Raw genomic sequence first — 23454 nt, forward strand, 5'->3', positions numbered from 1 at the left:
GGATGGAGACAGAGGTAAATTGCCGGCGCTTCAAGGGATCTTGTATGAAGTTAAACATGTCATTCACCGCATTGGCCGTCGTTGCCGCGCTGGCGCCACCCGCCTTGGCCGCGAGTCAGCCACAGGAAATGGAAAAAATTACCGTCACCGCCAGTCGCATGGACAAGCCTGTCAGCGCCATCCCCAATACCGTGACCATAATAGATCAGGAGGCGCTGCAGCAGCAGTTCCGCACCGGCAGGGATCTCTCCGCCATCATAGGCAACCTGGCTCCCAGCTTCTCCCCCAGCCGGCAGAAGATGAGCAACTCGGGCGAAACCCTGCGGGGCCGTGCGCCGCTGATCATGATCGACGGCGTGCCTCAGACCAACCCGCTGCGCAGCGGCGGTCGCTCGGGCCAGACCCTGGATCCCGCCATGATAGAGCGCATAGAGATCATCCATGGTGCCAACGCCATGCATGGCATGGGCGCCCAGGGCGGCATCATCAACTACATCACCAGGAAGCCAGGCGCCGACGGCGAGCAGCAAGTCAGCCTGGACGTCACTGTCCCCAATAAAGCCAACGCCAGGGGGACCAGCTTCGGCGCCAGCTATGGATTCTCCGGAAAGACAGAGCTGGTCGATGTCATAGGCTCGCTCGGCTATCGCAACAACGGCATCTATTACGACGCCAAGGACAGGGTGATAGGGGTAGATACCACTCAGGGCGAGTCCATGGATAGCCAGAGCAAGGATTTCTTCATCAAGCTGGGCCACGACTTCGCCCGCTCACGCCTCGAGCTGATGGTGAACCACTATGACATGGACAACAACGGCGACTGGACCGGCGTCAACGGCGACAAGGCCCAGGACATTCCCACCGGCGCCATAGAGCAGCGGCAACCCTGGGAGGCCGCCAACAATGAGGTGACCACCAGCAGCCTGACCTACAACCATACAAACATCGCCGGCCAGCAGCTGCATCTGCAGTTGTTCAACCAGAACTTCCAAGCCGTCTATGGCGGTGGCTGTTTCGACAGCTTCTACGATCCCGCCTTCGAAGGCAGCGACCGGGTGACCCTGTGCGGCAGCGGCAAGCAGGGCGAGAACCTGTTCTACGAGCAGTCGCGCAACAAGTCCAACAAGTGGGGGCTGAAGACCACCCTGGTTGCCAAGACTGTCGCCGGCTTGCCGCTGGATCTGGCCTACGGGGTGGATCTGTTCCGCGACACCACGGAGCAAGATCTTGTGGTCACGGGCATGTCCTGGGTGCCCCAAAGCCGCTATGACAATATCGCCCCCTATGCCCAACTGGACCTGGAGCCGCTAGCCGACCTGACCCTGTCGGCCGGGGTACGCTATGAGCATGCCAGGCTGAAGGTGGACGATTACAAGACGCTTTGGGGTTACGGCGACAAGCAGATAGCCGGCGGCGCCACCGACTTCAACGAGACGCTCTTCAACCTCGGCGCCTCCTACAACCTCAGCCCGAGCCTGAGGCTCTACAGCAGCTACAGCCAGGGCTTCGGCATGCCGGACATAGGCAGGGTATTGCGTGACGGCAAGAGTTTCCCCGGTACTGCGCCCGGCATAGCAGATTCTGTGGCGCTGAGCCCGATAGTCACGGACAACCTGGAACTGGGCGCGGCTTATCAGGGCGAATACTTCAGTGCCAAGCTGGCCTATTACCACTCGGCGGCGGATTACGGTGCACGTCTGGCATTGAATGCCGACGGTTTCTACAACGTGAAACGGGAAAAGAGCCTGGTGGAAGGCATAGAGGCCAGCCTGACGGCTTATCTGACGGATAAGGACGACTTGGGCATGAACCTGGCACTGATGCAGGGCCGCTACGACTCGAACGACGATGGCAGGCTCGACACAGATCTCGACGGGGCCAACATAAGTCCGAACCGCATCAACCTCTTCTGGACCCACAATTTCGACAACGAGATGTCGAGCCGCATTCAGGCCAACGTCTTCCTCGACCGGGACTTCAACAAGGCGGATGGCCGCGAGTACGCCAACTTCGACGGCTACACGAGTATCGACGCCTCACTCGCCCTGCCACTGCTGGGCGGCAGCCTGAGCCTAGGCATACAGAACCTGCTGAACGAGGATTTCTATACCTACCATGCCCAGACCGTCGGCACCAACGCCCGCTACTTCAAGGGCATGGGGCGCACCCTCAACATGGGCTTCAGCCTGGCTTTCTAGCCCGCAAGCAGGGCCGGACACACAAAGCGCAACCTGGGTTGCGCTTTTTTATCGCCTGGATGCCGGCTAATCCCGGGTCACGACCCACAGGGCGTGCAATACCCCTGGGATGACAAACAGCAGACAGAGTATGATGTTGATCACTAGGTCTTTGCCCGCGCCAGCCTTTAAAAACACCCCGACAGGGGGTAAGAGTATTGCAATAATAATCAGCAGTAACTTGTTGGTATCCATTATTTTATGCTCCGTTATGCAATTTTGCCTTTGTCAGACAATAACTTCGCAGTAAGCGCGGTCGGATGCAACTCTTTTAAGGCTCAGCGCCTGTCCGGCCACGCCAATTCGGCCGGCCTATGCCAGAGGTGCAACTGCTCGGCGACCGCGGCGAGTCGAAAGCCGTCCCCCGCCGTCGGCGGCGCCAGGTATTGATATTCGCGACCATCCAAGCTGAACATCAGGCTATAGGCGTGCAGATAGCAGCGGTCGGCCGGTTCGCCGCCATAGAGTTCATCTCCCAGTATGGGCACCCCCAGGCTCGCCAATGCCACCCGCAGCTGGTGGGTCTTGCCGCTGTGGGGCTTGAGCAGATACAGCCTCAGTCCCTCGGCCACAGACTGGGAAAAAAACTGGGTCACCGCCGGGTTGTCTGTGCTGCGCAGCAGCTTATACATGCTGCGCCGCGACTTGGCCATGTCGCCTATCACCCAGCCCTGCTTCTTCTTGGGTTTCCCCTTGGCCAGCGCCAGGTAATATTTCTGCACCTGGTGGGCGCTGAACAGCTCGGTGAAGCGGCTCGCCGTCCCGCTCGACTTGGCGAACAGCAGTAATCCCGAGGTGGGGGTGTCGAGTCTATGCACGGAAAACAAGGGATAACCGAGATCCGCCGCCAATTGGGCGGCCACGCCGGCACTGCCGTCCTGACTGTGGAAGTGCACCCTGGGGGCCTTGTCGATCACCACGAAATCGGCTTCGTCGGCGACTATTTGGTACATGGGGCTATGCATAGAAACTGCCTAATCTGAGCTGGCTACTGAAAGGTTAGGCTGATCACCAGCCCTGGATGATTATCCGACAAGAGGATCTTGGTATTATGCCGCGCCAGAATGGCTTTCACCATAGACAACCCCAGGCCAGTGCCCTGCTGATGCCGGCTGGGATCGAGTCGCACCAGACGCTCGAATACCTTTTCCCTGGCATCGTCCGGGATCCCTGGGCCATTGTCGCGGATCTCGACCCTGCGCCCCTCCTGGATTATCTCTATCCTGGCGCCCTCGCCCGAGTACTTGATGGCGTTGTCGACCAGATTATACAGGGCCTGAAACAGCAGATGTTTGTCGCCCTGTACCTCAAAATCCTTGCCAGTGGTCAGGGTCAGGGTCTGTTGCTTGAGTTCGGCCACGGCCTCGGCCATTTCCGCCAGATCTTCACATAGGCCGCGCAGGCTCAAGGGCTGCAGCTCCAGCGCCTGCTGGCCCTCCTCTATCCGGGTCAGCGACAACATGGCATCGAAGGTCGCCAGGCATTGATCCAGTTCCTCGATCAGCGCCGCGCTGGCGTCGGCGCATTCGGCGGCACTCTTCTGCGGCAACTGTTCCAGGCCGATGCGCAGGTGCGACAGCGGCGTGCGCAAGTCGTGGGCTATGTTGTCTGTGACACCGCGCACCGCGGTGAGATTGGTCTCCAGGGTATCCAGCACCTGGTTGAACTGGCACGCCACCATGTCGAACTCGTCCTGGCGCCAACTCTCGGGCAAGCGGGTATCATAATGCCCCTTGGCTATCTGCTCGCTCAGGCGCCGGTAATGCACCAAGCGCCGCAAAATAGCCTTGGAAAACAAATATCCCAGTGCCAGGGTCAGCAATATGGTCAGCATCACAGCGGTCGCCGCCGCATTGATGAACTTGTCTATCAGCGTCGCCAGATGGTCGGTACGGGTGGCGATGAGCACCGGCCCGTAGCGGGTCAAGACTATGCCGCCCGTGAGTATATGCAACTTGTCCGGGCCCCCCGTCAGTATCGGGAAGTCCCGGGTCTGGGGCAGCAGGGGCATGTTGTCGGGGATCAGGCTGAGGGCACCGACCATGTCGACGCTGTTGCGCCAGGCGATGAGCGCCGTCTTGGGATCTGCGGCCCGGATCTGGGCCGCGAAATTGCGCCGGCTCACCGTCAGCGCCAATTGCTGATAACGGAGTTTTTCCGATGCCAGGTGTTGCGCGACCTGGTACTGCTGCTCTATCACCAACTGACGATAGAGGGAAAACAGCAGCGCGCCTATGATCAGGGTCACCAAGGTAGAAAAGATGATGGTAATGCGCCAGGCGCTGCTCTGGTAAGGCTTAATGCCTTTGACGTAGGCGATAACCCGCTCCCCTGACGGTTTCGATCAGCTCGCCATGGCCCAGCTCTTCGAACTTGCGTCTGAGCTTGGCGATATGCACATCGATCACATTGGTTCTGGGATCGAAATGATAATCCCACACGGCCTCGAACAGGAGGGTGCGGCTGATGACCTGATTGGGATGTTCCATCAGATACTTGAGTAACTGGAATTCTTTGGGTTGCAGCAGCAGCTCCTGCCCCTCCAGGGTCACCCTGCGGGTCAACAGCTCCATCTGCAACAGGCCGACAGTCAAATCCGTCTGCTGCGGCTGCGACTGACCGCGCTGCATCAGCTTCTCGGCTCTGACCAGTAATTCGGAGAAGGCGAAGGGCTTGGTCATATAGTCATCGCCACCGGCACGCAGCCCCTTGACCCGCTCATCCACATGGCCGAGGGCCGACAAGATCAGCACAGGGGTCTGGTCGCCGGTGGCGCGCAATGCCGCCAGCAGCTTGAGGCCATCGAGCAGGGGCAACATGCGATCCAAAATCACCAGCTCATAGTGGCCGCCGGTCGCCAACAGCAAGCCCTGATGGCCGTCACTGGCCGTGTCTATGCTATGGCCCTGCTCGAGGAAGCCTTTGGCTATATAGTCGATCGTGGTCTTGTCGTCTTCAACCAAGAGTACTTTCATGTGCTCGATTCTCTCCCTTCGCGCCGCAGCGGCGCACTAGTCCCATTTGAGTAACGGCAAGGGCCGCAGATTGGCGATGTCGAACGCCAGCTTATGCCTGCCGGCGGCGCTGAGCAGTTTGAGTTCGAGATAGCTGATCCCCAGATCATGATCCAACTGCGCCTCGATCAGATAGGCATCCAGATCCCCGGTCGCCAGGGTGACGAGTTGGGAAAATTGCAGCTTCTGCTGCCGCATCAAGGTCACGGCGGCCAATTCTTCCAAATCGTCGGACTCGAGCTTGGCGACTTTTTGCTCCAACAGGCTGCCATCGGCCGCCTTGAAGGCGAAGCCGACTGTGGTCTTGGCATCGGGATCCAGCATGTTGAACTCATAGATGAGCTCGCCATTCTGCACATCTATGTCGAATTGGGTGATCACCCCAGGGTAATGCTGCTCCAGTTGCAGCATCACCTGCATAGGCGGCCGATATTGTCCCTGGGACAAGAGGCTGTACAGGCTGGGAGCCGCGACGCTCATCCAGGTCAGCAACGACAAACTCAACAACCAACGTGCCATGAACCCTCCACAATAATGGATAATCTCAGTATCTTATGAGACAAACGCCGAGAAGTCGATGCCGGCAAGCCTGGCTGGGTTGACCGCCAAACTGACCCGGCCACGGCCGGGTGCGGCAGCTATGCTTGATACTCTAACAGAAGTGTACCCGACCGCGGATGGCGACGAGATGAAGTTTTGATCATCTTGCCAACCTGGGCGCTACAGCAGGGATTCGACCGCGGGGATCACCAACACGTTACTGCGGATCCGGCTCAACAAAGATTCGACCGTGTTGCCTATCATATGGCCCAGCAATCCCTGTCGCTGTCGACAGCCTATCACCAGGTAACGACTCTTGATCCTGCATGCCAGTTCATACAGGCACAGATCCGGCTCGCCGACAAGCATGTGCACATCATCGGGACCCAGCCCCAGGTTGCTCAGCTGCAGCTGATGCCGCTGATGGGCCTCTTTGGCCAGGGTGCGGGTATTGATCAGATCCATGTCCCGGATCATCTTGGGTACCCGGATCACATGTGCCAGATGCAGCTGGGTATCGGTGGCTTTGGCCAACAGCTGCCCCTGATGGATCACCGCCTGATTCAGCTGTTGCTTAAGGGGGGCATGACTGTCGAGATCGACCGCTATCAGGGTGGCATTGCCGCGGTGCAGGGGGGTGTCTGTCAGCAGCAACAAGGGGATCTGGACATGGCGGATCAGATGCCAGTCATGGGGCTGATAGTGTTCCGCATGATGTACCGCCTTAACCATATAATCGAAACCGTGACGCTGTGAGTAGTCGCAGGCATGTTCAAACAGATACTTGGCCCAGACAAGGTGCAGGGGAATGTCATCGGCATCCAGCGCCGTCAAATGACGGCGCACCTCGAGTTCCCTTTGCTGCAACAGCTGTTGCCGGGCTGCCCCTTTGAGACGTGGATTGTAGCGTTCACCGCCACTAAAGTCCTCATAACAGTAGGCAAATACTTCGGCGTCTTTTTTCATCGCCCGCGCCAGCAGGATCCCGGTTTCTATGGCATTGGTATGAGCATCTTCTTGCTGTGCAATAATAAACACCTTATCCATTGTTCTCTCCCGCCACTATTGACTACCTTTAGCTTAGACTGGCTGTAGCCCTTCTGTCGCAAAACAACATGACAGGGATCACGCCGGCCTACTTGTGCAGAGGGCGCCATGGCGATCGACCATTTTTTAATGTCAATGTTTTTAATCCTGCTGTTGGGACGGCTGCTGAGTGAGCTGGGCCATCGTCTGGGTTGGCCCAGTGTCGTCGGCGAGATCCTTGCCGGATTACTGATAGGACCGTCGTTGCTCAACTGGGTAACACCGGACCCTACCCTGGCAATTATTGCCGAACTCGGGGTGATCCTGTTGCTGTTCGATATCGGCTGCAAGACCTCGATGAAACACCTCTATCATTCGGGTCGTTCGGTGTTTTGGGTGGCGCTGCTGGGGATCATACTCCCCGGCGTCAGCACCGGCCTGGCGGCGGCATACTGGCTCGAACTCTCGACCTTCAGCGCGATCTTCTTCGGTTGTGCACTGACAGCAACCAGCATAGGCATTTCGCTGCGGGTACTGACCCAGGCGGGCCAACAGCAGAATCCGGCCGGGCACATTATTCTCGGCGCGGCTGTGGTGGATGATATCGTCGGGGTGGCCCTGCTCAGTCTGATGTTCAACTTTGCGATCTCCGGCCGTATCGATTTGGCTTCGACAGCCCGTCTGAGCCTAGTGATAGTGGCTTTCCTGCTGCTGTCACTGATCGCCACCAGAATGCTCATCTACCTGTTTCGCGCGCTGCAGCCAAGGGCGAAGCATTCAGGCTATGAAACCCTGGCAGCGATGTCACTCATCTACCTCTTTACCTGGTTGGCCCACTGGGTTGGCGCGCCGACATTATTGGGGGGCTTCATCGTCGGTATGGCACTGTCACGCCAGTTTGTTTCCCCCATCAATCGTTATCTGCAGAACCCCTTCTCCTTTACCCACCAGCTGGAGCAAGCCACCCGTCCCTTGGTCGACATGTTGGCACCTGTGTTTTTCGTCTATATAGGTATCAGTCTGGACCTGAGTCAGTTGCACATCTCCTGGTCCGGCCTGGCCATACTGCTGTGGCTGAGCCTGATAGCCATAGTCAGCAAACTGCTGGCCGGCCTGGTGGTAAAGGGAAACTGGCGTCAGAAACTGTTGATCGGCAGCGCCATGATCCCCCGCGGTGAGGTAGGACTGGTATTCGCCAAGCTGGGGCATCAGCTGGGCGTGCTGCCGCCCAAGCTGTTTGCCGAACTGATACTGATCATTGCCATCACCACACTGATCGGCCCCTTGCTGTTGAAGTGGGTGCTGTCGGGCCAGCAGACCCACAGCTGAACTGCCAGCCCGGGGCTATCTTAATCTATCGGCAGGAAGCCAGCCCCAGACTGACACCCGAGGCCGTCATGTCCGGCACTGAGACAACGGCTATTCCTGCCACCGCCCGGCGGCGTCCTGATCCCTATCCCTGGCTTCGACCCAACGACGTTCATGGTTATCGGCCTCCAGTTTCCAGAAGGGGGCCTGGGTCTTGAGGAAGTCGATAAGATACTCACAGGCGGAAAATGCCGCCTGGCGGTGGGCACTGCTGACGCCGATGAACACGATTTGCTCGCCCAGTGCCAGCGTGCCGACCCTGTGGATGACAGTCACCCGCCCCAGCGGCCAGCGTGCCCGCGCCTGGGCCACTAAACGCTCGAGCACGCCTTCCGTCATGCCGGGGTAGTGTTCCAGGCTCAGGGAGGTCACCGTCCTGCCGTCATTGAAATCACGCACCTTACCGACGAAGGTAACCAGGGCGCCGTCGGCCGCATCCCCAGCTAGGCGGGCATATTCGTCGGCCACGCTGAAATCCTGCTGCTGCACCCGAATGAGATCCTGCCCGTGTTGGCGCCCGTCACCCCCGGCACTCATGTTAAGCTCCCGGCTCATGTTAACCTCCCGACTCATGTTAACCTCCCGTCATGGGCGGAAAGAAGGCGACCTCATCACCGTCCCGGATCTCGGCATCCCAGTCGCTCAGGGTCTGGTTGACGGCCACCAGCAGGCGCTCCGATGCCATCACCCTGGCCCAGAGCTCGTCTCTGGCCGCCAGCGTCGCCCGCAACGCCCCGGCATTGCGGGTATCTTGACCCGCGGCCAAGGTCAGGCTTGGGGTGTCGAGCAATTCCCGCACCTGCGCAAAAAACAACACCTTAATCATGAGCTGCTACTCTCGTCCACCGTGTCGGCATAAAAATCCCCCGACTTGCCGCCCCGTTTCTCCAGCAGCCTTATCCGGGAAATCACCATGTCCTTCTGCAACGCCTTGCACATGTCATAGATGGTCAGCGCCGCGACCGAAACTGCGGTCAAGGCCTCCATCTCGACCCCTGTCTTACCCGCCAGCTTGCACAGGCTGGCCACCCGCACCCTGTTATGTGCCGGCTGAGGTTCCAGTGTCACTTCTACCTTGGTCAGCATCAGCGGATGGCATAGGGGAATGAGATCCGCCGTCTTCTTCGCCGCCTGAATACCTGCGATGCGGGCGGTGGCGAACACGTCGCCCTTGTGATGGCTGCCGCCGAGGATCTGCGCCAGCGTACTGGCATCCATGTCGATATAGGCTTCGGCGCGCGCCTCACGCTCCGTCACCCCCTTGGCTGTGACATCGACCATGTGAGCATGGCCGGCGGCATCCAGATGGGTAAATTCCTGGGTCATTTCGCTTTCCTTTAACACTCGTATTCCGAGGCATGTCGTGCTATCGAGAGTAAAATCTCATATTGATTGAGACACTCGTTGCCATTTAATTCAGTTTAAATTCCAATTCCCATTGCCATTCCAGCCCTAGCCTCCGATCGAGGCGAGATGCTGAGTCACCCCCGTGAGTCCCTGGTGCAGCATATGGGTCGCCTGTTTATGCTGCAACTGGGCATGCAGGCGTTCGATCAGCTCTCCCTGCTGCGCCCTGGTCTGCAACAAGTCACGCAAGTCTATCCCGGCTTCGGTAAACAGGCATAAGTGCAGCTTGCCCTTGGCCGATACCCTCAGCCTGTTGCAGCTGGCACAGAAGTTTTTCGCGTAGGGCATGATGAGGCCGATGCGCCCCTGGTAATCCGGGTGACTGAAGTTCTGCGCCGGGCCATCGTCGGGCGCCGGGGTCTGGTATTGCCAGCCTTCGGCCAGGAGCCGCGCCTTGATGGCCCCACCCGCCAGGTGATGGGCGTTAAAATAGTCCCGCCCCAAGCCGGTTTCCATCAGCTCTATGAAGCGCAGGTCTATGGGGGTGTGTTTAATCCAGTGCAGGAAGCGCGGCAGGTCCTTGTCGTTCAGTCCCTTGAGCAGGACGCTGTTGATCTTAACCCGTTCGAAACCGGCTTCCAGGGCGGCGTCTACCCCGCGCATCACAGTATCGAATTTATTCTCGCCTGTGATCCGGTAAAACATCCTGGGGTCCAGGCTGTCGACCGAGACGTTGATGCGCCTCAGACCCGCGTCATACCATTCCCTGGCATTTTGTTCCAGCCGATAGCCGTTGGTGGTGGTCGCCAGGGTGCCGATCTTGTCGTTGGCGGCAACCAGCCTCACTATGTCGGTGAAGTCCCGCCTCAGGGTGGGCTCTCCACCCGTGATGCGGATCTTCCGGGTGCCGACGGCGGCGAAGGCCGCCACCAGGTGCTCTATCTCATCCAGAGACAGGAACTTGGGTTTACCCTGGGGATGGTAACCGTCGGGCAGGCAGTAGCTGCATTTGAAGTTACAGACATCCGTGACCGACATGCGTAAATAATGGAACTTGCGACCTAGGCCGTCCTGAAGTTGCGACATGAACACCTTTCCAATTACCTGGGGAGAGTGCTTGCTCTACTCACCCTGTAGCACTATTGCCACGCCCTGAAATCCCTATCTGTTTGATGCAGGACAATATAGGAGCAACGCCATGGGGCCATTATAGGCATAAAGCCGCTGCAGACGACAGTCGGCCTAGGCTAAATGACATAGTGGCCCGGCCGGCGTTAAGGATCTGTGACAATAGACCGGCGAAAGCAGATTTGAATTGCAACGCCCCATGCATGAATCCACTGTGCCACAAGCCAATTTTGAGGTAAGGTGAACCAAAAGTAGAAACACTCGTTTGGTACTAAATTTTAACATACTAGAACACCCGGTTAGAATCGGGGGTAGTTGAAGAAGAGGTGAGCAGATGGAACGCGAGTCAATGGAATTTGATGTTGTTATCGTCGGGGCGGGGCCGGCCGGACTGGCCACTGCCTGTCGTTTAATGCAAATTTCCCAGAATGCAGGTAAAGAAATCAGCGTCTGTGTCGTTGAAAAAGGCTCGGAAGTCGGTGCCCATATTCTTTCCGGTGCCGTGTTTGAGCCCAAGGTCCTGGGGGAATTGTTCAGCGACTGGCGCGAGACAGGTGCTCCCCTGCTCACGGAAGTGACCCAGGATGATATCTATCTGCTCAATTCGGCCACTCAATCCAAGCTGATGCCACAGGCCTTAGTGCCCAAGACCATGCATAACGAGCATAACTATATCATCAGCGTAGGTAACCTCTGTCGCTGGCTGGCCGAGCGCGCCGAGGCGCTCGGAGTGGAAATCTTCCCCGGCTTCGCCGCCAGCGAACTCTTAGTCAACGAAGACAATAGCGTCAAGGGCATACTGATAGGTGACATGGGCGTCGGGGCCGACGGCCAACCGAAAGACAGCTACATGCCAGGGATGGAGCTGCATGCCAAGTACACGGTATTTTCCGAAGGCTGCCGCGGCCACCTGGGCAAGCAACTGATCGAAAAATACCACCTGGATAACGGCAAGACGCCCCAACATTATGGCCTGGGCTTCAAGGAAATCTGGAAGGTGCCGGCGGAACAGCATCAACAGGGCAAGGTGGTGCATACGGGTGGCTGGCCACTGACCCAAGGTGCCTCGGGTGGCGGCTTCCTCTATCACATGGAAGACAACCAGATAGCGGTCGGCCTGATAGTAGATCTCAACTATCAGAACCCACACCTGAGCCCCTTCGATGAGTTCCAGCGTTACAAGACCCATCCTGTTATCGCCCGGTACCTCAAGGGCGGCGAGCGTCTGAGCTACGGTGCCCGCGCCATCACCAAGGGAGGCCTGAATTCGTTGCCCAAGATGAGCTTCCCAGGGGGTCTCATCATAGGCTGTGATGCCGGCACCCTGAACTTCGCCAAGATCAAGGGCACACACACGGCCATGAAGAGCGGCATTGTCGCCGCCGAGACCCTGGGCGAGGCGTTGATGGTCGGGGTGGAAGCCGGCAAAGATCTCAATTGCTTTCAACAGAGGTTCGAACAGAGCTGGCTGCAGCAGGAACTCTATCGTTCCCGCAACTTCGGCCCTGCCATGCATAAGTTCGGCACCTTCTGGGGCGGCGCCTTCAACTATGTGGATCAGAATTGGTTTGGCGGCAAGTTCCCCATCACCCTCAGGGATAACACTCCGGATTATGCCCAGATGGCGACCGTCGATGCCTACGCCAAGATAGATTACCCCAAACCCGATGGGGTACTGACCTTCGACAAGCTGTCTTCCGTGTATCTCTCCAACACCTTCCACGAAGAAGATCAGCCATGTCATCTGCGCCTCAAGGATGCCGGCATTCCCATAGCGGTCAACCTGGTCAAATATGACGAGCCGGCCCAGCGCTATTGCCCCGCGGGTGTGTATGAAGTGGTGGAAGAGGCCAACCAGCCCAAGTTCGTGATCAATGCCCAGAACTGCATTCACTGCAAGACCTGCGACATCAAAGATCCCAGCCAGAACATCACCTGGGTGACACCCGAGGGTGGCGGTGGCCCCAACTATCCCAACATGTAGTCAGCAGCATGACAAGACGCGCCCTCGGGGCGCGTCTTGTCCTTATATGCCCGGGCTTTTTTCGGCCTCAATGGTGCCAAGGCCCCTTGCATCTGGCACAAAAAATCGCCATAATCGCCGCCTCAAAATGAGAAGTATAAATTTCAACCTGAAATTCATATACCTGCCTATACTCTACAGCGTTAATTCATCGACTCGACTGCATAGCTGCAGTTTGCCCTAAAGTTTCAGCGGCAAACTGTCGATATAGTGATCTGCGGTTAACTTTTTCAACCGAGTATTCACCCGGACTGGCTGACATTTATGAACTTGAACACCCTCACCATTAAACAAAAAATTCTGCTGACAGTGACCCTGGCGGTCTTACTGTCTACCGCCTTGGTTGGTGTTCTCAGCCAGCGCAGCGCAAAATCTGTGGTCGAACAACGCATGCTGGACTCGGAAATGCCCAGCCTGCTGATGCAGATCCGCCACAAGATAGAGCTGGAAATCGCGCCGCTGATGAATGCCGCCGAGCAACTGGCCAACAACCGCATGCTGCTCGCCTGGCTGGAAAACAACAGGCCACAGGCGCAGGAGGCGCTGGTCACGAGCCAGCTGGGTGATCTGGTTAGCCAATACAAGTTGGCCCAGGCGTCCTATGCAGATAAGCAGACGGCGGCCTACTACACCCAGGACGGCTTCCTGCGGCTCTTGACCCAGGCACAGGATGGCTGGTTTTTCGATTATCGCAACAGTGGCCAGGAGCGGATGCTCAACGTCTTCACCGAAGCCAACGGCGAGGTCAAGCTCTTCATCAACTACCAGCAGCCCAATGGCCGTGGCCTGGTCGGCCTGGCCAAGTCCATGGCCGATATGGTCAGCCTGCTGGGTTCATTCAAGATAGAGAAAAGCGGTTTCGTCTACCTGGTCGATGCCCAGGGTCAGGTCAAGCTGCACCAGGACAAGCGCCAGGTTGGCAAGGCCAGCCTCAACAGCCTCTACAAGAGCAGCAACGCGGCTCAACTGCTGCACAAGAGCGACTTCAATCTGGTCAAGACCCGGCTCGATGGCGAAGATATGCTGGTCGCCAGCAGTTATATCCCCTCCATGGACTGGTATCTGGTCGCCCAAGTGCCGGCCGCCGAAGTCTTCGCCCTGCTCAATGAGTCCGCCTATCAGATACTGATCTGGACCCTGGTCATCGCCATCGGCTTCATCGCCTTGGCCACCCTGGTTGCCGGCTCTGTCAGCCGTCCTATCGCCAGGGTTGCCGAGATGTTCCGCAACATAGGTGAAGGAGAAGGCGACTTGCGCCAGCGGCTGCCGGTCAATGGCGAGGATGAAATAGCTCAGCTGGCTCAGGGCTTCAACAGCTTCATCAGCAAGATCCAGGAGACAGTCATAGAAGTGGCCCAGACCAGCGAACAACTGGGGAACTCGGCCAAGGACGTGTCCAACCAGGCGCAACAGACGCTGGAAGACAGCCACGATCAGAAAGACCGCACCGTCATGGTGGTCACCGCCATCAATGAAATGGGGGCCACAGTCAACGAAATCGCCAGCAATGCCGCCCAGGCCGCAGTGGCCGCCAAGGATGCAGATACCGAATCCGACGGCGGCCAGCTGGTGGTGACCCGCGCCCGGGATACCATCAACAGGTTATCCCAGGACGTGGAACAGGTCGGCGAAGTGATAGAGTCCCTGGCGACTCATACCAAGTCCATAGGCGGCATTCTGGATGTGATCCGTGCCATCTCGGAACAGACCAACCTGCTGGCGCTCAATGCCGCCATCGAGGCCGCCCGTGCCGGTGAGGCGGGTCGTGGCTTCGCCGTGGTCGCGGATGAGGTGCGCAACCTGGCCTCGCGCACCGCGGCATCGACCAACGAAGTCCAGGGCATGATAGACAAGCTGCAATCGGAAGCGGGACGCGCCGTCAGCGCCATGGCCCAGAGCCGCAGCCGTTCCCATGAAGGGGTCAGCGCCGTCGACGAGGCCAGCCAGTCACTGTCGGGAATAAGCGAGCGTATCGGTCTCATCAGCGACATGAACATTCAGGTGGCGGCGGCGACCGAAGAGCAATCGACAGTGGTGGAAGATATCAACCGCAATGTCACAGAGATCAACGACATCACCCAACGCACGGCAGACACGGCCCAGGCGGCGGCCCAGGCCAGTCAATCCTTGAATCAGCTGGCGCACAGGCTGGACGTGCTGGTGGCCCGTTTCAAGGTGTAATAGCCACGGGCAAGCAGGTGCGACTCATGCCGGCTCAGCGAGCGCCGGGCCATAGAGGCGCATCTGCCAGTTTTCTATCCCTTGATTTGCCAAACGTTTCTGCAGGCTATTGACCCAATGGGGTGCCAGGCCGGGGCAGGCCGCCAGCTTTTCGTAGGCGCCGGCGTCGAACTCGGGCAGGAAGTAGAGCCGCATCGCCTCGGCGACACTTATCTCACTCAGGCGCTCGAGCAGGCGTATCTCGTCCCCCTTCCCTATGGTACCGGGTTCCAGCACCCGGTAAAACCAGCCGCACATGGCGGTCTGCTGCATGGCCAGGGCAAATTCCCTGTGGCCGAACTGCAGATTCAATTTGTAACAGGGGGATCTGGGTTGAGTCACCTGCAGCCTGACCTCACCTATAGACACTATGTCCCCTATGTGGATCTGACTCTCGTTCAACCCCACTGTGCTGATGTTCTCTCCCATGGAAGGCGCATCCCGCAGATCTGTGATCAGATCCCAACGCCGGTATTGGCCATAATGTTCCCTGGGGAAATGATGCAACACCCTGTCGGGGCCGCCATGATGCCTCGCGTCCGCCTGGGCATCGCCAACGACAGTATCTGTCAGCACCTGCAGCCGGCTCACCGCCCGCTTGTTGTCTATGCCACTGGCCAATTCGGATCGAAACGCCAGGCTATCTCCCAGATAGAGGCCGGATAAGCGATTCACTAACAAGGTATTTTCCATATAGCTGTTCCCGAAACAAAGAAGAGACAGGCGCCATCATAGCCAAAATTTTCCCCTGCGCCTATGGCATTTTGCCTGGGTAAAACTGGCGGCCTGAGCCGACAAAAACGCAAAAAAATGCCCCGTTGGGGTAACGGGGCAAACTAAACAAGGCAATAAAGGGATAATAACAATTAAGAGGCGCACCTCAGCTATTGGGGCCAGTCTACGCCTAAGATATGACACTTGTATGACCCTGTGGCTATTTAGAGAACATTTGACGGGAACCGCTTAGAGATTGGCTTAGCCCTGCTTGCGCAGATAATGCTGCAACTCGGGACCAGGCACGGAACTGACGCTGGCGACGGCGCAGGCGGCCCAGTGCGCGGCCTCGGCCATGGACTCGAGTATGGCCATGCCACTGCAGAGGCCATGGAGCAGGCCAGAGGCATAGGCGTCTCCGGCACCCGTGGTATCCAGCACCAGGGTCGACACCGCAGGCAGACGTTCGACACCCGTCGCCTGGTAGAGGCTGGCGCCGTTAACTCCATCCGTGACGATGAAATATTTCAGCTCGTCCCCGGCGATGCCCACGCCATAGTCCCATAAGGAAGCGCCGCAGCGCCCCTGAATATCGCTGCCGGAGGTCAGGAGGATATGGCAGGGTCTGGGCCTGTCATCCTTGGCCAATTGGGCCAACACCAGGCAGTGTTCCAGGGCGTCGCGCGCCCAGTCCGCCGCACCCTCGGCCGAAGAATTAATATAGAGGGCATCCCAGAGTGTCCACTCGGGTGCGGCAGGCAAGACAAATTTCGGACGCTGGGGCCTGACGATGGTGCGCTCACCGTCGGGTGTCATCAGGAGGAGCATTTCACTGCTGTTGCCCCCATGTCGCTGCACCAGGCGACAATCCAGCCCCTGGTTGCCGGCCTCCGCCAGCAGCCAATCACCCAGCGCATCCCGCCCGACCTGACTCACCAGCGCGACCCTATGACCGGCCCAAACCAGGCCGATACCACTGTTGGCACCGCCACCCCCCAGGCGCTGGCCGCCATCCTGATAGTGAAATCGGCCGCCACTTTCCAGGGGTTTATCCAGCAGCAGAATGCGATCACAGTTAAGATTGGCGAGCAGAATGATGTTGGCCATGTCACGGCGCTCCTGGGACTGAGAATGACTCATGGTAAGGGAAAGCAGGCCACCAGGGCTAGGTCAAAGTTCGCCACTCGGACGCCAGCAAGGCATATTGAAACTCGCTGCCCCAATGGCCCTTGAAGAAAATATTCTCGACAAAATGCCCTTCGCGGCGAAAATGCAGCCGTTCCAGCAGCTGCCAGGCGGCTTTATTCTCGGCATCCGTGATGGCGATTAGCCTATGTTTGCCGCACTCTTCAAACAGATATGCCAACAGGGCGTTGAGCGCCTCGGTCGCCAGCCCTTGTCCCTGAAACTCAGGGGCCAAGGTGAAACCAATCTCCAGCTGCTGCTCGTCGATAAAATGCAGCGCCAGATCGCCAATCAGTTGGTCCGCCGTATCGGCCAGTGCCAGTTGAAACCAAGCATCCAGAGTACCGAAAGGCACGCTATTCATGGCAACAAACAGCGCCTGGGCATCGGCCAGACTGTATTGGCTCCAACTCTGGAATCTAGCCACCTCCGGCAGGGCACGGTAGCGGGCAAAGGCCGGCAGATCGGCTTGGGTAAAGGCCCGGATCTTTAACCTGGGGGTCGAAATTGTCGGGTAATGCATGGCATCCGTCTCCTCTGTTGTCTGTTCGATACCCGCACCCAAGAATATCCGCCTGCGTCAGCCTTTGGCTTTCCAGGCTGTAAGCCATATCTCAAGCCGGTGTGGGCCTTGTGCCTTATCTGATGCCATTCGCGGACCAAAGTTCAATCCAGGCATTACCAATACATTGTTTTTCATCGCAAAAAATATCGGTGCGGTGGTTTTTCCGACGGCTGTACTATATTTATCTATGCGCTAACGCTGGCACTCAGGATAAACTTACCCCGTTTTATCGGCGGTCCAGTGGAACTGACTGTCTCATATTTCCCATAGGATGCTTGAATGGATTCAGTAACCAGTATCGACCTGCTCACCCAGAGTTCGGCCAGCCTGCGGCTGAAGCTCGAACAATACCAGTCCTGTCTGAAGGAATTCGACAGCCTGGATTACAGCGACGCCTATGTCACCCTGATAAGACAGGAGATGCAGCTGCTGGAAGCCTTGTTGCAGAATAAACTCTCGGACGAACCCCCCCTGGAAAATAGCTGAATCCCGGCCATGCTTTCCTCAGCTCCACGCCTCATCTTCCACACCCGTCCCGTTAGCCCGTCCCATCACTCAGAAGCGCGCCCCGCCGGCGCTATCGGCGCAACTTGCCCCAGAGTTGCCGCTGCGGCTCGCTCAAGAAGCTCCAGGCCAGCACCCGGGTGATCTTATTGCCCTGGCGCATCTCCAAGGTCTGAACCTCCTTGGCCCCCAGCTTGGCCAAGAGTCGGTAACAGGGCTTGAGATTATCGGCCTTGGACACCAGGGAGCTGAACCAGAGGCATTGGCTGCCAAAGCCGGCACTCTCCTGCAGCATCTGTTGCAGGAAACGCCGCTCTCCTCCCTCGCACCAGAGCTCGGCCTGCCGGCCACCGAAGTTCAGCACGGCCTTGGACTCCTGTGGCCGGGATTCACCGCGATTGTGGCGCAGATTCGCCAGCTTGCGTTGGGTGCCTGCACTGGCCTCGGCCAGTGAGGCATGGAAGGGCGGATTGCAGATGGTGAGATCGAAACGCTCATCCATGCCTATGATCCCCTCGAAGATGGCCTGCTTCTCCCGCTGCAGACGCAACTCCAGCCGCGTCTGTATCTTGGGGTTGGCCGTCGCTATACGCGCGACATTGGCCAGGGCGATCTCGTCTATGTCGGAGGCGACAAACTGCCAGCCGTAACTGGCAATCCCCAGCAGGGGGTAGACGCCATTGGCGCCCGTGCCTATGTCCAGCACGCGAATTTTTTGTCCCTTGGGCGGTTTGCCCCCCTGGGCCAACAAGTCGGCGACATGGTGCAGGTAATCGACCCGGCCAGGGATAGGCGGACAGAGGAAACCGGCGGGAATATCCCAGTCGAGTATCCCATAGCTATGCTTGAGCAGTGCGGCATTGAGGGCTTTCACCGCTGCGGGATCGCCGAAGTCTATCGACGCCTCACCATAGGGAGTGGGCCTGACATGGGCTGCCAACGGCCCCGATGCCTGGATCAAGGCGGGAAAGTCATAGCCCTGGTTATGCAGATTGCGCGGATGCAGTCCCTTGTTGGCCTTGGTCTTGGCCTTGGTTTGAGTATTGGTCTTGGGCCGTGACGCTATCTTGGGGCGGGTCTTGGTCCCAGACTTGGGTTCGGCTGGCCTGTTGGCCTCGGTGCGCTTGCGCTTGTCCCTGTCTGGCGTGCTGGTTCTCGATTTGGAATTGGCGGCTTTAGTATGCATCGGCTCTGCTTTGCGGCCGTCGACAATACCCTGCCGACCGCCGCTGAAATTAGTCGTAGAGATAGGTAGTAAACAAGAGGTTGACTATCAGGGGGCGGCCGGTTTCCTGCTCCATCAGGCGATTGACCATGTCATAGCATTCACGGCGGATCTCTTCCCGCCCAGTAAGCGACTTGATCTTGGCCTCGGGTTGGTTACCCAAGATCTCGACAATCGCCGCCCGCAGCAGGGGATCATGATGTTCTATGGCGATCAGGTCTTCGGGAGCTTTGACCATCAACTCGACACTGAGCTTAACAAACCCCAGCTTCTTGCGGTTGGAGATGTAGTTAGTCACTATCTCGGGTTCGAAACCGTAATAGGCATAATCGGCCAATGCCGCTTCCTCTTCGGCGGCTGAGCACAGTCCACTCGAGAGCAAGAGCAGGCCCGCAGCGAGCCATTTTATCATAGCCACTGTGTGACTCCTTTATTCTGGGTTGGTTCTGAAACTTGGTCTACGGCCGAGGCTGCCGGCCCCACTCATCTACCTGCCCGGATACTGGCATGTTAGACTGCCCGGGTTTAGGTGTATTGTAACGAGTATTTGATGAATGTGACCAGCTTAAGCTTTCCTTACGGCGGATCTATCCGCTGGTTCTCGCCGAATGGCCAGAGTCAACTCCCCCCATCGCCCCTCAGGGATTGGCTGCTGGATACCGGCAGCCTGACTAAAAGACTCAAAGCCTGTGGCGGCCGCTTCGATGTCAGGGTGTTGGGTGAAGGACTGCTGAACACAGTAGACGAAGAATTTCCGCAACACCCCCAGGTTTGGGTGCGTGAAGTGCTCCTCAGCCTGGACCACGTGCCCTGGGTCTTCGCCCGCACCCTGATCCCGGCCGAGTTGATGTCCCTGAAGGGAGATGACTTCATGGGCCTGGGTAATCGCCCCCTCGGCGAGCTCCTCTACAGCAGCGATGCCTTCATCCCGGGACGCATTCAGCTCGCCCGGGTCGACATCTGCAGCAAATTGGCGCTATTGGCCCAATCCATGACCCAGGGCGAGCCGCAGCCACTCTGGGGGCGGCGACGCTACTTTGCCTACGGCGGGCATGAACTCATAGTAGGTGAGATATTTCTGCCCGCCGCCGAAGCCGCCATCGCCAAGCTATGACTCGCGGCCCAGGCCACAAAAAAACGCCCTAATGGGCGTTTTTTACTGTTCCAGACTCGAGTCAGACTCGGCCGATACCCCGGCGGCGCTGCCAGCCCAGCAGGGCCAACAGGCTCAGGCTCAAGGCCCCCAGGCTGCCGCCACCGCCCGAACCCGCAGGCGCGGCCGGCGCCACCAGGTTCAGCTGGGTGCTGGCGCTGCTCACATTGCTTTGGCTGTCGGTCACGGTCAGAGTCACTGTGTAAGTGCCGCCGGCGCTATAGCTGTGGCTGGGCGATGCCAGCTCACTGCTCTGGCCGTCACCGAAATTCCAGTGATAAACCAAAGACCCGACCCCTGCGGTGGAGGCATTGCTGAAGCTGACACTCAAACCGCTGACTTGCCGGGTAAAGGCGGCGCTCGGCGGAATGGCGATATTCAGGGTCACAGCCGCGGTGGCTTTCAGGCCCTTGGCATCCGTCACCACCAGCGTCACCTGATAGCTGCCTGAGTCGCTGTAGGTATAACTCGGGTTCGCCAGAGTGCTGTCGGCACCCGGCACGCCAAAGTCCCATAGATAGCTGTTGCCGCCATTACCGCCGCTGCTCTGAACGCTGAAGTCCACCTTGCCCGCCAGCTGCTGCACCACTATGTTGGCCACCAGAGGCTCTATCTCCCCCACGGGGGTGAGCCTGGCGACCCTCAGGGTGGCGCTGCTGTTATCCACTTCCTGGGCAATGACTTGCATCGTCAGTCCCAACTCGGTCAACTGCATTCCGGATTCGGCTTGTGTCGGCGCGCTGTAATCCAGGCTGTCATCGAACAGGCTGACGGCACTGAGATTTGTGTCACCGCTGTAGGGGCTTTGATCATTCATGCTCAATGCCGCATCCCGCACCTGCACATCGGTACTCGCAGTGCCTATCAGATGCTGATCCGCATCCACTACGCCGATCAAGCCATGGCCTGGATGTTCAGATACTGTGTTATCCGAATAGCTCAAGTCTTCCAGCCAGATCAACACCCCTGGCTCGTACTTCTCGCCTTCCAGGCCACTGTCTATCCCCTGATAGCTGCGCAGCTGCACCAGGTAGCGGCGGGCCTTGCCGGGAAAGCTGTCACCGATACGGCTGAATCCCACCAGAGTCATCCTATCCCCGGTTTCGGCATCGTCCCCATAGACAGGGTCGGCGCCGTTGCTGATCAGCAGCTTGTCTATGGCCATGCCATAGCCACCGCTGGCTTCATCCGTCTGGTATTTGATGCCCAGTGTCACGGTGCGCCCTGCGTAGGCACTGAGATCGTATTCCAGCTCGACCCAGGCGCCGGGTGCCTCGGCGCCTGCGACATCCGCCGAGGCGCCCGTGATGATATTGCGGGCCGCATTCCGTATGTTGCTCGCCTTGGTGTGATTGCCGGGGAGGGCGACGCCATCCACCAACAGCTGCATATAGTCGTAATCTTCCTCTATGTCCCAACGGGCCTTCAGGGTCAGCGTCAGGGGTGACAGGCTCGGCAGGGCCAACTCGACCGACATGGCATTGTTGAGCAGATTGCCCTGGCCCGAGTAGTATTGGAAACTACCTTCATAGGGCGCACCCAGGAGGATATTGCCCGCCGGAATGGGGATGGAAAGCTGGTTGACGCCATCGCTGTCGACCGCCTGGTTCAGCGTCAGATCCATGCTGCTCCCATTGAGGCTGGCCAAGGGGATCTCTTGTTCATTCACCCACTTGCCCTTGTATTTCTGCTGCAGGTAAGAACGGGCATAGGGACTGAAGCCGCTGGGCTCAGAGCCAGGAATGGCCCCGGTCCAGCTGCCGCCGGACATCAGCGACCAGGAACCTACGGGTGAGCCTTTGCCGCCATAGCTGGTGTCATACTCGTCCGGCAGGCCCAAGTCGTGGCCGAACTCATGGGTACAGACCCCGGTCGCCGCATCTATGGGCTGTATGGTGTAACCAAACAGCTTGATGTTCCTGCCGGGAATGCTGACAGGGGCGTTGCCGACAAAAAATCTATGGGACCAGATGGCATCGTCACCCAACACGCCACCGCCGGCTTCTTCACCGACACTCGAGTGGAACACCATGACATGGTCTATGACGCCATCCGGCTCATCCAGATTGCCGTCATTGTCTAGGTCATAGGGGTCTTCGACATCGAAGCTGCCGATCTCGCTGTCGGACATGCCGGCGACCACCTTGGTCACCGCCTCCAGCACCAGCTCCTGCGCCGCCTTGTCGCTGTCATCATTGGCAGGATCGTTGCCACCATAATAGGCGGCAGGATTATCCGCCCGCACCCAGTCTCTCACCTCACCCGTGAAGGAAAAGGTCTGTCCGGAAGCGGCCTGGTAATATTGATAGCCAGAAAGCAAGGTCTCGCCAGAAGGTCCGCTGAAGCCTGTGCTGGAAAACAACAGCCCCTGGTAATGGGCCGCCGGATAGTCAGGGTAATACATACGAGTGTCGGCGGCCGAGAGACGATTGTCATCGTGGGGCAGATCCGGGAAATCGACCAACACCCCCAGCACCCTGACCGTCTTATGTATCTCGCTATCGGCCAGCGCATTCGAGGCCTGTGCCCGCGCCGCCTTGGGCTTGGCGGCTTGCTTGAAACGCTGCTGCTCGTAAGCGACTTCGATCCTGTTCCCCTTGGCCTGGGGCTTGGCCGAACGCGCCAGGAAGGCGGCAACCGCGACCTGTTTTTCCTCGGCGCTGGCATCGGCGGCCAGCTCACCGCGCTTGATCAGCCAATAGAGCACTTGCTCTCTATCGACCACCCCGGCGTCTGCCGGTGTCCCCTGCATGGGTGCCGCCAGCGCGGCCGGGCCACTCAGGGCCAACAAGAGTCCCAACCCGGCGGCGCAGGTTGCAGCTTTAATCACCATGGTGTTCACTTCCTTTTGCAAGATTCGAAGGCTTTCTGTCGTTGGCGTATGTACTCGGCGACCTTGGCATCCGCCTCCGCCTCGCTCATGTCCTCGGTGATGACGCCTTTCTTAATCAGGTTCTGTTTGAGTTTGCTGGTATCCCTTATCGGCGGCATGGCGCCACAGGATCCAGGCTTTATCTGGATGGGGGCCTTGTCTGTGACTATGGTGTCTGTGACTATCGCGTCTGTGACTTGCTTGTCGGCGGCTATCGGGGCCCCTTCCACGGCGGAGCCGCAATGGCTGAGCGCCAGGCAGGCCGACAGCGCAAACAGGCTTGAGTAGAATAGCTTCACAATCACGTCCCCTTAACAGTTCAAACCCATGACA

Annotated in this window: 23 protein-coding genes; 6 read left to right on the forward strand and 17 right to left on the reverse strand. The window is 58.3% G+C overall.

The genetic code is table 11. The features are described from left to right. Positions 1-44: 44 nt before the first annotated feature. Positions 45-2198, forward strand: a complete 2154-nt coding sequence (locus tag HC757_RS13580) for a TonB-dependent receptor (RefSeq protein WP_169564917.1) — start codon at positions 45-47, stop codon at positions 2196-2198. Positions 2199-2264: 66 nt separating this feature from the next. Here HC757_RS13580 and HC757_RS13585 read toward each other — a convergent pair whose 3' ends face one another. From HC757_RS13585 to HC757_RS13610, 6 genes are all read right to left on the reverse strand, one after another. Continuing rightward, positions 2265-2432, reverse strand: a complete 168-nt coding sequence (locus tag HC757_RS13585; RefSeq protein ID WP_169564918.1) for a YqaE/Pmp3 family membrane protein — start codon at positions 2430-2432, stop codon at positions 2265-2267. 83 nt (positions 2433-2515) lie between these two features. Then, entirely contained in the window at positions 2516-3190 is a 675-nt protein-coding gene (locus HC757_RS13590; RefSeq protein WP_169565000.1) for a TIGR01621 family pseudouridine synthase, read from the reverse strand. A 35-nt stretch (positions 3191-3225) separates the two neighbouring features. Beyond that, entirely contained in the window at positions 3226-4485 is a 1260-nt protein-coding gene (locus tag HC757_RS13595; RefSeq protein ID WP_169565001.1) for an ATP-binding protein, read from the reverse strand. A gap of 49 nt (positions 4486-4534) precedes the next feature. Next, positions 4535-5212, reverse strand: coding sequence for a response regulator transcription factor (locus tag HC757_RS13600; protein ID WP_169564919.1), 678 nt, complete (start codon positions 5210-5212; stop codon positions 4535-4537). Positions 5213-5248: 36 nt separating this feature from the next. Then, entirely contained in the window at positions 5249-5770 is a 522-nt protein-coding gene (locus tag HC757_RS13605) for a PepSY domain-containing protein (RefSeq protein WP_169564920.1), read from the reverse strand. Between the two features lie 201 nt (positions 5771-5971). Beyond that, positions 5972-6838, reverse strand: coding sequence for a universal stress protein (locus HC757_RS13610; protein ID WP_169564921.1), 867 nt, complete (start codon positions 6836-6838; stop codon positions 5972-5974). A 129-nt stretch (positions 6839-6967) separates the two neighbouring features. Here HC757_RS13610 and HC757_RS13615 point away from each other — a divergent pair, with 129 nt between their 5' ends. Further along, on the forward strand, positions 6968-8146 hold the full coding sequence (locus HC757_RS13615) for a cation:proton antiporter (protein WP_244623553.1): 1179 nt from the start codon (positions 6968-6970) through the stop codon (positions 8144-8146). A gap of 90 nt (positions 8147-8236) precedes the next feature. On the opposite strand, the gene moaE is transcribed toward HC757_RS13615, so the two are convergent. From moaE to moaA, 4 genes are all read right to left on the reverse strand, one after another. Continuing rightward, positions 8237-8722, reverse strand: coding sequence for a molybdopterin synthase catalytic subunit MoaE (moaE, locus tag HC757_RS13620; protein ID WP_169565002.1), 486 nt, complete (start codon positions 8720-8722; stop codon positions 8237-8239). A gap of 37 nt (positions 8723-8759) precedes the next feature. Further along, positions 8760-9011, reverse strand: coding sequence for a molybdopterin synthase sulfur carrier subunit (moaD, locus tag HC757_RS13625; protein WP_169564923.1), 252 nt, complete (start codon positions 9009-9011; stop codon positions 8760-8762). Then, positions 9008-9511 (reverse strand): cyclic pyranopterin monophosphate synthase MoaC, encoded by a 504-nt coding sequence (moaC, locus tag HC757_RS13630; protein ID WP_169564924.1) that lies wholly within the window; start codon positions 9509-9511, stop codon positions 9008-9010. Before moaC ends, moaD begins: the two co-directional genes overlap by 4 nt. A 126-nt stretch (positions 9512-9637) precedes the next feature. After that, entirely contained in the window at positions 9638-10618 is a 981-nt protein-coding gene (gene moaA, locus HC757_RS13635) for a GTP 3',8-cyclase MoaA (RefSeq protein ID WP_169564925.1), read from the reverse strand. Positions 10619-10994: 376 nt separating this feature from the next. Between moaA and HC757_RS13640 the strand changes: the two genes are divergently transcribed. Continuing rightward, positions 10995-12644, forward strand: a complete 1650-nt coding sequence (locus HC757_RS13640) for an electron transfer flavoprotein-ubiquinone oxidoreductase (protein ID WP_169564926.1) — start codon at positions 10995-10997, stop codon at positions 12642-12644. A gap of 303 nt (positions 12645-12947) precedes the next feature. Then, a complete protein-coding gene (locus HC757_RS13645) occupies positions 12948-14864 on the forward strand; it encodes a methyl-accepting chemotaxis protein (RefSeq protein ID WP_169564927.1) in 1917 nt (638 codons plus the stop codon). Between the two features lie 24 nt (positions 14865-14888). On the opposite strand, the gene HC757_RS13650 is transcribed toward HC757_RS13645, so the two are convergent. From HC757_RS13650 to HC757_RS13660, 3 genes are all read right to left on the reverse strand, one after another. Then, the gene (locus tag HC757_RS13650; protein WP_169564928.1) at positions 14889-15596 is read right to left on the reverse strand and encodes an MOSC domain-containing protein; all 708 of its coding nucleotides are present in this window, start codon (positions 15594-15596) and stop codon (positions 14889-14891) included. A 282-nt stretch (positions 15597-15878) separates the two neighbouring features. Next, entirely contained in the window at positions 15879-16724 is an 846-nt protein-coding gene (locus tag HC757_RS13655) for a PfkB family carbohydrate kinase (RefSeq protein ID WP_169565003.1), read from the reverse strand. A 58-nt stretch (positions 16725-16782) separates the two neighbouring features. After that, positions 16783-17325, reverse strand: a complete 543-nt coding sequence (locus tag HC757_RS13660) for a GNAT family N-acetyltransferase (protein WP_169564929.1) — start codon at positions 17323-17325, stop codon at positions 16783-16785. Between the two features lie 321 nt (positions 17326-17646). On the opposite strand from HC757_RS13660, the gene HC757_RS13665 reads away from it, so the two are divergent. Continuing rightward, a complete protein-coding gene (locus HC757_RS13665; RefSeq protein WP_169564930.1) occupies positions 17647-17853 on the forward strand; it encodes a hypothetical protein in 207 nt (68 codons plus the stop codon). Positions 17854-17944: 91 nt separating this feature from the next. Here the strand turns inward: HC757_RS13665 and rlmF are convergent, their stop codons facing one another. Next, a complete protein-coding gene (gene rlmF, locus HC757_RS13670) occupies positions 17945-19057 on the reverse strand; it encodes a 23S rRNA (adenine(1618)-N(6))-methyltransferase RlmF (protein ID WP_169564931.1) in 1113 nt (370 codons plus the stop codon). 49 nt (positions 19058-19106) lie between these two features. Beyond that, positions 19107-19508, reverse strand: a complete 402-nt coding sequence (locus HC757_RS13675; protein WP_169565004.1) for a flagellar basal body-associated protein FliL — start codon at positions 19506-19508, stop codon at positions 19107-19109. A 138-nt stretch (positions 19509-19646) separates the two neighbouring features. Here HC757_RS13675 and HC757_RS13680 point away from each other — a divergent pair, with 138 nt between their 5' ends. Next, positions 19647-20210 carry a chorismate--pyruvate lyase family protein gene (locus tag HC757_RS13680; RefSeq protein WP_169564932.1) on the forward strand — a complete coding sequence of 188 codons (564 nt, stop codon included), beginning with the start codon at positions 19647-19649 and terminating at the stop codon, positions 20208-20210. Between the two features lie 61 nt (positions 20211-20271). On the opposite strand, the gene HC757_RS13685 is transcribed toward HC757_RS13680, so the two are convergent. Both HC757_RS13685 and HC757_RS13690 read right to left on the reverse strand, forming a co-directional pair. Continuing rightward, complete coding sequence (locus HC757_RS13685) at positions 20272-23082, reverse strand: immune inhibitor A domain-containing protein (protein ID WP_169564933.1); 2811 nt, start codon at positions 23080-23082, stop codon at positions 20272-20274. A gap of 5 nt (positions 23083-23087) precedes the next feature. Further along, positions 23088-23420: a hypothetical protein gene (locus tag HC757_RS13690; protein ID WP_169564934.1), complete on the reverse strand. Its 333-nt coding sequence runs from the start codon at positions 23418-23420 to the stop codon at positions 23088-23090. Positions 23421-23454 lie beyond the last annotated feature (34 nt).

It is taken from the genome of Shewanella salipaludis, from assembly GCF_012911865.1.
GTDB lineage: Bacteria > Pseudomonadota > Gammaproteobacteria > Enterobacterales > Shewanellaceae > Shewanella > Shewanella salipaludis.

What these genes read in the sequence shown, in the direction of transcription:
- HC757_RS13580 (WP_169564917.1), top strand. Translation starts at nt 45, where the DNA reads ATGAAGTTAAACATGTCATTCACCGCATTGGCCGTCGTTGCCGCGCTG.
- HC757_RS13585 (WP_169564918.1), bottom strand. Translation starts at nt 2,432, where the DNA reads ATGGATACCAACAAGTTACTGCTGATTATTATTGCAATACTCTTACCC.
- HC757_RS13590 (WP_169565000.1), bottom strand. Translation starts at nt 3,190, where the DNA reads ATGTACCAAATAGTCGCCGACGAAGCCGATTTCGTGGTGATCGACAAG.
- HC757_RS13600 (WP_169564919.1), bottom strand. Translation starts at nt 5,212, where the DNA reads ATGAAAGTACTCTTGGTTGAAGACGACAAGACCACGATCGACTATATA.
- HC757_RS13605 (WP_169564920.1), bottom strand. Translation starts at nt 5,770, where the DNA reads ATGGCACGTTGGTTGTTGAGTTTGTCGTTGCTGACCTGGATGAGCGTC.
- HC757_RS13610 (WP_169564921.1), bottom strand. Translation starts at nt 6,838, where the DNA reads ATGGATAAGGTGTTTATTATTGCACAGCAAGAAGATGCTCATACCAAT.
- HC757_RS13615 (WP_244623553.1), top strand. Translation starts at nt 6,968, where the DNA reads ATGTCAATGTTTTTAATCCTGCTGTTGGGACGGCTGCTGAGTGAGCTG.
- moaE (WP_169565002.1), bottom strand. Translation starts at nt 8,722, where the DNA reads ATGAGTGCCGGGGGTGACGGGCGCCAACACGGGCAGGATCTCATTCGG.
- moaD (WP_169564923.1), bottom strand. Translation starts at nt 9,011, where the DNA reads ATGATTAAGGTGTTGTTTTTTGCGCAGGTGCGGGAATTGCTCGACACC.
- moaC (WP_169564924.1), bottom strand. Translation starts at nt 9,511, where the DNA reads ATGACCCAGGAATTTACCCATCTGGATGCCGCCGGCCATGCTCACATG.
- moaA (WP_169564925.1), bottom strand. Translation starts at nt 10,618, where the DNA reads ATGTCGCAACTTCAGGACGGCCTAGGTCGCAAGTTCCATTATTTACGC.
- HC757_RS13640 (WP_169564926.1), top strand. Translation starts at nt 10,995, where the DNA reads ATGGAACGCGAGTCAATGGAATTTGATGTTGTTATCGTCGGGGCGGGG.
- HC757_RS13645 (WP_169564927.1), top strand. Translation starts at nt 12,948, where the DNA reads ATGAACTTGAACACCCTCACCATTAAACAAAAAATTCTGCTGACAGTG.
- HC757_RS13650 (WP_169564928.1), bottom strand. Translation starts at nt 15,596, where the DNA reads ATGGAAAATACCTTGTTAGTGAATCGCTTATCCGGCCTCTATCTGGGA.
- HC757_RS13655 (WP_169565003.1), bottom strand. Translation starts at nt 16,724, where the DNA reads ATGGCCAACATCATTCTGCTCGCCAATCTTAACTGTGATCGCATTCTG.
- HC757_RS13660 (WP_169564929.1), bottom strand. Translation starts at nt 17,325, where the DNA reads ATGCATTACCCGACAATTTCGACCCCCAGGTTAAAGATCCGGGCCTTT.
- HC757_RS13665 (WP_169564930.1), top strand. Translation starts at nt 17,647, where the DNA reads ATGGATTCAGTAACCAGTATCGACCTGCTCACCCAGAGTTCGGCCAGC.
- rlmF (WP_169564931.1), bottom strand. Translation starts at nt 19,057, where the DNA reads ATGCATACTAAAGCCGCCAATTCCAAATCGAGAACCAGCACGCCAGAC.
- HC757_RS13675 (WP_169565004.1), bottom strand. Translation starts at nt 19,508, where the DNA reads ATGATAAAATGGCTCGCTGCGGGCCTGCTCTTGCTCTCGAGTGGACTG.
- HC757_RS13680 (WP_169564932.1), top strand. Translation starts at nt 19,647, where the DNA reads ATGAATGTGACCAGCTTAAGCTTTCCTTACGGCGGATCTATCCGCTGG.
- HC757_RS13685 (WP_169564933.1), bottom strand. Translation starts at nt 23,082, where the DNA reads ATGGTGATTAAAGCTGCAACCTGCGCCGCCGGGTTGGGACTCTTGTTG.